Here is an 8,115-nt window from a genome sequence, read left to right as displayed (position 1 = left end):
CGTCATCCCAAGAGCCGAGTTTGCGCAGGTTACCCACCAGTCGGCGCATCACCTCGTCATACGACTCGGCGAAGAACAACCCCATCGCGATCACAAACCGGACCATCACATGCGCCGGCAGCCGCCGGGACCGCTGCTCCCGCCGCTGCGTGCGGTTGAGGACCTCCTCGAGGAGGTCACGACTGAACCGGGCCGACACCACACCCAACCCGACATGGTCGGTCAACCGACCCCACGGCCGTTCCTCCGCCATCGATGACGTCACGGCCAGCCACCGTACCGGCCTCCACAATCGACGTCAGCTCACCACGCTGACCTCGGCAGAAGCCTTATCTGAACGGCATTGCCCCGAGCCGCACTCACCAGCCGACTACGTCCGCCGACCTGCCGTGCCAGCCGAGTCCCCGACCCTCGGGCTCGGGCACCTGCAGTTCGAAGCACTGATCACCCGCCCGGATGTCGGAAAACCCGAACGACTTCGCCCTGGTCGCGCTCCTGAGCCTGCTCGGGTCGCGGATCTTCGAAGCCTGCGGGTCGAACATCACCGACCTCGGCGAGGAACACTGCCACCGCGTCCTACGGGTACGAGGCAAGGGCGGCAAGGTCGTCCTGATTCCCCTACCACCCGCGGTGGCCCGGGCGATCGAACGCGCTATCGACGGTCGCACCGACGGACCGATCCTGCGGAACGTCCTCGGCGGGCGGATGGACCGCCATGCCGCCTCCCGCCGACTCAAGCATCTGGCCGATCGTCATTGCCCTGCCGAGCCACGTGGAGATCGTCGACTACCAGCCGGCATGGGCGTGTGCGGCGAATGAGGTCGCCGGGCGATTCGGAGTTCGGCTGGATAACGGGATCGCGGCAGGGTAGCCGTAATGGTCGGGCAAACAGCTACTCCCAGTCGGTGCGGCGAATCCTGGCCAACTGCTGCCTTACCTGGAGCCGACGCTGGGAGCGGCAGGTTAGGAGACTGCAGTGACCAAGGTACTCATCACGGGATGCGGCACTGGCTTTGGACATGAGGTGGCGATGCGGCTGGCGAAGAAAGGCTTCGACGTCATCGCCTCCGTGGAAATCTGGGCTCAGGTGCAGACCTTGAAGCAGCAAGCCGCGCAGCGCGGAGTGAAGTTGCAGGTGGAGAAGCTCGATGTCACTGACGACGGGGATCGCCGGAAGGCTTTGACCTGGGACGTCGAAGTACTGGTGAACAACGCCGGCGTCGGCGAGGGCGGCTCGACGCTCGACATCCCGGCCGTCAACATCCGCCGGGAATTCGAGGTGAACGTCATCGGGCCGCTGCTGTTGACCCAGGGCATCGCCAAGCAGATGGTCAAGCGCGGAAAGGGACGTATCGTGTGGGTCTCCTCGCGAGAAGGACTCAACGTCAATCCCTTCACCGGCATCTACTCGGCGTCCAAGCACGCGGTGGAGGCCATCGCCGAGACCATGGCCCTGGAGTTGCAGGAGTTCGGCGTCGAGGTCGCCACCGTCAACCCCGGACCGTTCCTGACCGGCTTCAACGACCGAATGTTCCAGACCTGGCAAAGTTGGGAGGACGACCCGTCCGAGCGACTCTTCGACTACTCGAAACTCGCCTTTCCTCGCGCTCAATTCGATCCCGAGCCCGTGTACGCCACGATGACGGCCGTCGCCGCCGGCGAAGTAGACACCTATCGCAACCTGGAACCCAAGTCGATGATCGACGAGACCAAGAGCCTTCAGCAGATGCCGTGGGATCGGAAGACGAAGGACGGCCTGGGAACCCGACCCAGGCAACTGCAAGCCTCCTACGACATGGAGCCCGAAACCCCGATCACTGTGTAGTGAAACACGCACCCAAGTTGGGCTCGGCCACCCCGATGCGTGACAGGACCCGACCGCGCTCGGGATGCTGGTTCGAACTACGCTGAGCCCACCAGGCCCAAGATCAGCGCGCGGTCATGCCGCCGGACAGGGCGTTGGCGCGGAGCTGGAGGCGCGGTCGATCGGTGCTCGGCCGGCCGGCGAGCCCCACGACGGCGTCGGATCGTTCCAGCCGGACGTGTCGGCGCCAGTACGCTACGAATCGGTGGGCGGCTCACCTGCCCCGCGAATGGATCACCGCCGAACAGTTTCGGGTCCGCCTGATCCGCCTGTGCGCCCGCGACCATGACGGAGACACCCGGGACGAGGCCCTGACGCTGCGGGACCTGTGTGAGCACGCCAGACAGACCGGCATCGACGTCGCCCCGATCCCTGGACGAGGTCGCCGCGATGTCGAGCACCGTGGACCGGTACCGGATGGGTTCCATGCGTGACGTCATCCTCCAGTACGGCAAACGCGTCACCGGCTGAGCCGGGTTGCCTCGTACGGAACTTCCGTACGCGCCGCCGGGAATCGACATCGCACCGGTAGGCCGCTGGCGAGGTTCCCTCATTGGGTCCTTCTTCCAGCGGCCCCGGTCCGAACCCGCCGTGCCAGTTCTCCCGGCAACGGGCTCTCCGGTGACTGCTACGTGAGCGTGATGGCAGGTTGCCGGTCGTGGATGCCGTCGTGGCAGGGCGGGCACACGATCAAAGTCTTGCGCCGCATCCTGGCCATCTGGTGTGCCCACAGCGGTTGTGGCTGGTCCGGCGTTGTGAGGTGGCGAGCTCGGAGACCTGGTGCACCTGCTCCTGGGATCGTTGCTCGCACAGCTCGCACCGGCCGACGCCGGCGGTGGAGTCCACTTGCCCGCACCAGTCCAGGTCCCCGGCCGCGTCAGCGTCGGCCTGCAACTGTTTCTCGATCCGTGCCCAGAAGCCCGGCCGCCGCGGCCGCGGTGATCTCGCCGAGGCTCTGGCCGAGCACCACGTCGGGACCGGACGATCTCATCGTGGTGGGTGCCGAGCACCACCCGCCGATACGGCTCCTCGCTGCGGGCGGTGTGCAGCGTGTACGCGACGGCATCGTGTGGAAGGTGCGCCCGCGTGCGCCGTGGCAGGATTCGGTCCGGGCTGAGGAAGCCGTCCGATGTCTACGGCGCCGAGGTGTCGAGACAGACCATCTCCACCATTGAGGTCGGGTAGCTCCGGCGCGTTGCCGCGCCGGAGCCCCCTCAGAACCGGACGTGCCACTCATCGCGGCATCCGGCTCAAGCAAGCCGCTTGGGCGTGTGGGTTCGATGTGCTGGTCTCCTGCGTCCGCAGGATGCGTGAACGAGGCGGGTCTGTGTGCTGCCGTCCGGCGTGCCGGGTCTCCCGTAGAGGGCGAGGTAGTCGTAATTGATCGCCTTGCGGGTGACGTGCAGCCACCACCGTCCCCACTCGTGTGGGGATTGTGGTGGTTGTTCTGCTGACAGCAAAGGGTCTCCGCAGAGTGGGCAGCGGCCGTCCTGCTTGGTGAGCAGGCGCAGCGTGTAACTGTCCAGCGGGGGTTTGACCCGTCGCCGTGGCGCGGCCCAGTAGTCGGCTTGGGCCGGGTCATCAGGTGATGCCCCGCCCCGGACCAGCTGGTGCCGGACGATGTCGGTCCAGGAAAACCTGTCGAGATAGGCGCCGCTTTCGCGGTCACCGAACACCCATCGGTCGTTCCTGAACTTGTTGAACCTGCCGAAGTAGCGGGCAACGATCCACTTCTTCGGCTTCTTCCTGTGGGTGTGGCTGGCCCATTTGTAGAGCAGCCGCCACAGATAGGCGTCCAGCTTGTGAAAGACCTTGCTGGACACCACCGTCCGGTAGTAGGCCGCCCATCCCCGGATGATCGGGTTGAGGCGGGCGATGACCGCCATCGCGTTCGAGCCGCGTAGGGCGCGCATCTCGGCCGCGAGCCGTTCCCGGAGCCGCCTGACCGCCTGTTTGCTCGGCTTGATCAGCAGCTTCCCGCCGTGAAACCGGCGGATGGTGAACCCGAGAAAATCCACACCTTCGTCGAGCGGCTTGATCTTCGTCTTGTCCTCGTTCAAGGCCAGACCCCTCGGGCCGAGCCATGCAGCAAGCTGTGCCTGGATCTGCTCGGCCTGCTGTCTGGTATGGCAGCAGACCGTGAAGTCGTCGGCGTACCTGATCAAGATCGGGCTGTCCGCCCTCGCCTCTCCGGCATGTGCGCCGGTGGGGCGGTATCGGACTCCGGCAGCCTCCTCCAGCCCATGCAGCGCGACGTTCAACAACAGTGGGGAGATCACCCCACCCTGCGGAGTTCCCTCCGCTGTGGGCGCGAACCCCTTACCGCGCTCGAAAACCCAGCCCTGAGCCATCGCCGGATCGGTTCCCTGGCCGGGAAGTCTCCGATCATAGACATAAGGTGGTGGTGATCGATCCTGTCGAACGCCGCGGACAGGTCCGCGTCCAGCAGCCACACCCGTTTGGCGTTGCTGCCGTGCAGCGTCGTGAAAGCCGCGCCGATCGCGTCCTGACAACCGCGGCCCGGCCTGAACCCGTAGGAACGGGGTTCGAACCGTGCCTCCCACTCCGGTTCCAGCGCGTTTCTGACCCGGGCCTGATGACACCGGTCCATCACGACGGGAATACCGAGCGGGCGCTGTTTCCCATTGGCCTTCGGTATGTAGATCCGCTTGACCGGCAGTGGATCCCACGACTTCACCGAACGGTGCACTCGCACCGCAAGCTCCGCCCTGGCCGGCGAAGTCAACGCGACCTCACCATCCACTCCGGCCGTCCTGCGACCAGCGTTGCGCTGCGTCACCTGTCGCACGCTGACCAGCGTGTTCGACCAGCTGCGCAGCATCATCTTCTGCAGGTTCCGGGCCGTGGCCCAGTCCTGCTCCCGCACCGCCTTGAAGATCCGCTGCCGTGTCCGCCGTACGTGCTCCTCGTGCGTGCGCCAGTCAATGGCGTCCCACTCGGGGAGTGCGTCCTCCGGTCCGTTCACCATCAGTGTCTAACTTGCCCTTCGGTTCCGGCTTCTTCGGCAACGCATTTCAAAGGCTCACCTGCCACACGTCAGCGCACTCTCGTGCCCGGACACCAGGCCCGGTATCCAGCCAGTTATCCGTGAACGACCGACGGAGGGCCGGCCTTCATGCTCACGGTTTCCTGCCGCCTTTCGGCTGCTGGCATTTGCTTCTTGGGCATCCTGTTCCCGCCGAAGGTTTCCGCTTCCCTCACGGTTGGCCTACCAGGCACGACGATCCGTATCCTGGACCACGGCGGGGTTTCCACGTTCCGCATGCGCGAGACGCGACCGGGTCGGGCGTCCTCTCTATCCCGGGACCGACGGTGCTCCCACGGTCAACGACAAATCTTTGACCGCCGTCTGCCGCTCCACCACGGCGCAGGTCCTATACCCCGGCAACGCATCCATCGTCCGGGGTTCCGCTTCACGGGACATCATCGAGGATTCCTCACGTCGCCCTTTCGGTCATTCCCCTCGCCTGCCCCACCGGATGGAACGGTGGAGCTTCGGCTTCTTCCCTGAGCTTCGAACCCCGCGATGTAGAAGATCCACGGCCAGCTCAGCCGGGCCAGGACCAGGCCGCCGACGACCGGGCCGAGCAGCGGCGCGAACGTCAGCGGCAGCACGAGCAGGCTCATCACCCGGCCGAGCCGGCGCGGGCCGTGCGCCTGCGCGATCATCGTCTGGCCCAGCGGCTGGATGAGGCCGCCGCCCATGCCCTGCAGGATGCGGAAGACGATCAGCGAGGTGATCGACCAGGCCAGCCCGCACAGGGCCGAGCAGACGATGAAGCAGCCGAGCGACGCCATCCACACCCGCTTCGCTCCGAAGCGCTCGGTGGCCCAGCCGCTGACCGGGGCGATGAGGGCGAACGACAGTAGGTAGCCGGTGGTCACCCACTGCACGGTGTCCAGCGGGCTGCCCAGGTCGCGCCGGATCGAGTCGATGCCGACGCTGACGATGGTGGCGTCGAGCACCGCGACGATGGTGCCGAGGATGAGCACGACGCCGAGCTTGAGCAGGGCCGGGTCGATCCGGTCGCCGGCCTCGGCGAAGGCCGGCCCCGGTTTCACGGTAGTAGTCATGCCGTTCCTTCGGGGTAGGTCAGGGCACGAGGACGACACGCCCGAGCTGGGTGCGTTCCTCCATGAGCCGGTGGGCCTTCGCGGCCTCGGTCAGCGGCAGCTGCGCGTGCACGACCGGGCGCACGCGGCCGGACAGCACCATCTCGCTGACGGTGCGGGCGGTCTCCTCGATCGCGGCGAGGTCGCCGTCAAGCGCCGCCATGTTGAAGTGGGTGACGTACCGGATCCCGGCGAGCTCCGCCATCGACACGGCAGGCAGGCGCCGCCCGCCGCCCGCCGAGCCGTAGAACACGAGCCGGCCGTACGGCTTGAGCAGGGCGATGCTCAGGCCGGTGACGTCCGCGCCGACGCTGTCGAGCACCACGTCGACGCCGGCCCCGCCGGTCAGGGCCCGGACCTCGTCCGCCCAGCCGGGCGCGCTGTAGTCGACGCCCGCGTCCGCGCCCAGTGACCGGGCGAAGTCGAGCTTCTCGGGCGAGTTCGCCGCGGCGACCACCTGGCCGGCGCCGAGCGCCTTGGCCATCTGCACGACCAGGTGCCCGATCGCGCCGGCCGCAGCGTGCACCAGCACCGACTCGCCGGCCGCGAGCCGGGCCGCCTTGACCACCTCGAGCCCGACCTGGCCGGGCGAGGACAGCATGGTGGCCTCGGCGGCGTCCATGCCCTCCGGCACTGGCACCAGGTCGTGCGCCCGGGCGAGCACGTAGTCGGCGTACGAGTCGTGGAAGATGATGCTCGCCACCCGTGCGCCCGGCTCGACGCCGGTGACGCCGGGGCCGACGGCGTCGACCACGCCGGCGACGTCGCCGCCGGGGCAGGCCGGCAGCGGGGCCTGTCGGCCGTAGAAGATCCCGGCCCGCTCCTGCAGGCCGGCGAAGTTGACGCCGATCGCCTCCGACCGCAGGCGCACCAGGCCGGGACCGGGCTCGGGCAGCGGCGCCTCGTCGACCCGCAGGACCTCGGGGTCGCCGTGTTCGTGATAGCGGACAATTCGCATGCAGTGCCTCACTTCGGGTGTCATGGGTTGCGCCCAGCGTCCCGGCTCGCGCTGTAGCCCGCTTTGAGCCCGGCTTGACCCGGCCCGGCCCGGCCGGGGCGTCGGCCCCGGCGCCGGCTCAGGCACCGTCGGGGCGGACCCCGGCGAACAGGTCGTGCTCGGGCTGCTGGGTGGGCACCGCGCTCGTCACGAGGTGGTAGTCCTCGGTCGGCCAGGCCCGCATCTCCAGCTCCAACGGGCAGGACAGCTCCGGGCCGTCGGGGTTGACCTGGGTCTCGTGGGCCAGCAGGGCGGCGCGGCGTACAGGGAAGTACTCGGCGCACTCCACCTGGGTGGTAATGGGCCAGGTGGGCCAGCCGGCTGGCCAGTCGTCGAGGATGGCGCGGGCCGGTGAGTCCAGGCCGGCGCCGGTCATCGCGGCGTCGATGGCGGTGAAGTACTCCTTGCTGAAGGCGCAGGTGTAGTACAGCTTCAGTGGCTGCCACGGGTCCCCGGTGCCTGGGTAGCGGCCCGGGTCGCCGGCGACGTGGAACGCCTCGACCCCGGCCCGGTTGGCCATGATGTGGTCGGGGTGCGGATAGCCGCCGTTCTCGTCGTAGGTCACCAGCACGTGCGGGCGGAACTCGCGCACCGCCGCGACCAGGGGCCGCGCGGCCACTTCAAGCGGCTGCACCGCGAAGCAGTCGGCGGGCAGCGGCCGGCCGGCCTTGGGCAGGCCGGAGTCGGTGAACCCGAGGAAGCGCTGTTCCACGCCTAGGATGCGGCGGGCGCGCTCCATCTCGGCGCGCCGGCGGGCCGGCAGTTCGCGCCACACCTCCGGCCGGTCGAGCCGAGGATTCAGCACGTCGCCGCGCTCGCCGCCGGTCATGGTGCACACCAGGGCCGAGGCGCCCTCCTTGCGGTACTTGACCAGGGTCGCCGCGCCCTTGCTGGACTCGTCGTCGGGGTGGGCGTGCACGCTCATGATGCGCAGGCCGGCGCGGGGGCCGGGGTTCGTGGTCATCGCTGTCGTCTCCTTGGTGGCACCGGGCGGTCAGGACGTCGGCCGGGTGGGGGCGCGGCGCGGGTAGAGGGCGCCGGCTGCGAACGTCAGGGCGCTGAAGGCCAGCGCCCACCAGAATGCCCGGCCGTAGGCGGCGGCCCGGCTGGCGGGCGCGGC

The 8,115-nt window shown here is 68.3% G+C and carries 7 protein-coding genes and 1 pseudogene; 2 read left to right on the top strand and 6 right to left on the bottom strand.

From position 1 onward, the window contains the following. Window positions 1-253: transposase domain-containing protein (locus ABT297_RS42075; protein ID WP_350559474.1), on the bottom strand; the 253-nt coding region annotated here is incomplete at its 3' end. Window positions 254-456: 203 nt separating this feature from the next. On the opposite strand from ABT297_RS42075, the gene ABT297_RS42070 reads away from it, so the two are divergent. Beyond that, window positions 457-819, top strand: a complete 363-nt coding sequence (locus ABT297_RS42070; RefSeq protein WP_350559471.1) for a site-specific integrase — start codon at window positions 457-459, stop codon at window positions 817-819. A 157-nt stretch (window positions 820-976) separates the two neighbouring features. Further along, the gene (locus ABT297_RS42065; RefSeq protein WP_350559468.1) at window positions 977-1,825 is read left to right on the top strand and encodes an SDR family oxidoreductase; all 849 of its coding nucleotides are present in this window, start codon (window positions 977-979) and stop codon (window positions 1,823-1,825) included. A 1,289-nt stretch (window positions 1,826-3,114) separates the two neighbouring features. Here the strand turns inward: ABT297_RS42065 and ABT297_RS42060 are convergent. From ABT297_RS42060 to mca, 5 genes and pseudogenes are all read right to left on the bottom strand, one after another. Beyond that, window positions 3,115-3,882 carry a group II intron maturase-specific domain-containing protein gene (locus tag ABT297_RS42060; protein ID WP_502885724.1) on the bottom strand — a complete coding sequence of 256 codons (768 nt, stop codon included), beginning with the start codon at window positions 3,880-3,882 and terminating at the stop codon, window positions 3,115-3,117. 36 nt (window positions 3,883-3,918) lie between these two features. Then, window positions 3,919-4,853 (bottom strand): annotated as a pseudogene (locus ABT297_RS42055) (reverse transcriptase domain-containing protein); the annotation flags it as partial. Window positions 4,854-5,308: 455 nt separating this feature from the next. Further along, window positions 5,309-5,959 (bottom strand): MFS transporter, encoded by a 651-nt coding sequence (locus ABT297_RS42050; RefSeq protein ID WP_350559465.1) that lies wholly within the window; start codon window positions 5,957-5,959, stop codon window positions 5,309-5,311. A 19-nt stretch (window positions 5,960-5,978) separates the two neighbouring features. Next, on the bottom strand, window positions 5,979-6,956 hold the full coding sequence (locus ABT297_RS42045; RefSeq protein WP_350559462.1) for a quinone oxidoreductase family protein: 978 nt from the start codon (window positions 6,954-6,956) through the stop codon (window positions 5,979-5,981). A gap of 118 nt (window positions 6,957-7,074) precedes the next feature. Beyond that, on the bottom strand, window positions 7,075-7,920 hold the full coding sequence (gene mca, locus ABT297_RS42040; RefSeq protein WP_350559477.1) for a mycothiol conjugate amidase Mca: 846 nt from the start codon (window positions 7,918-7,920) through the stop codon (window positions 7,075-7,077). Window positions 7,921-8,115: the final 195 nt, after the last annotated feature.

Origin of the sequence: Dactylosporangium sp. NPDC000555, from assembly GCF_040300025.1 — a bacterium.
In the GTDB taxonomy this organism is placed as follows: Bacteria; Actinomycetota; Actinomycetes; order Mycobacteriales; family Micromonosporaceae; genus Dactylosporangium.
This window is presented reverse-complemented; position numbering and strand designations above follow the sequence as displayed.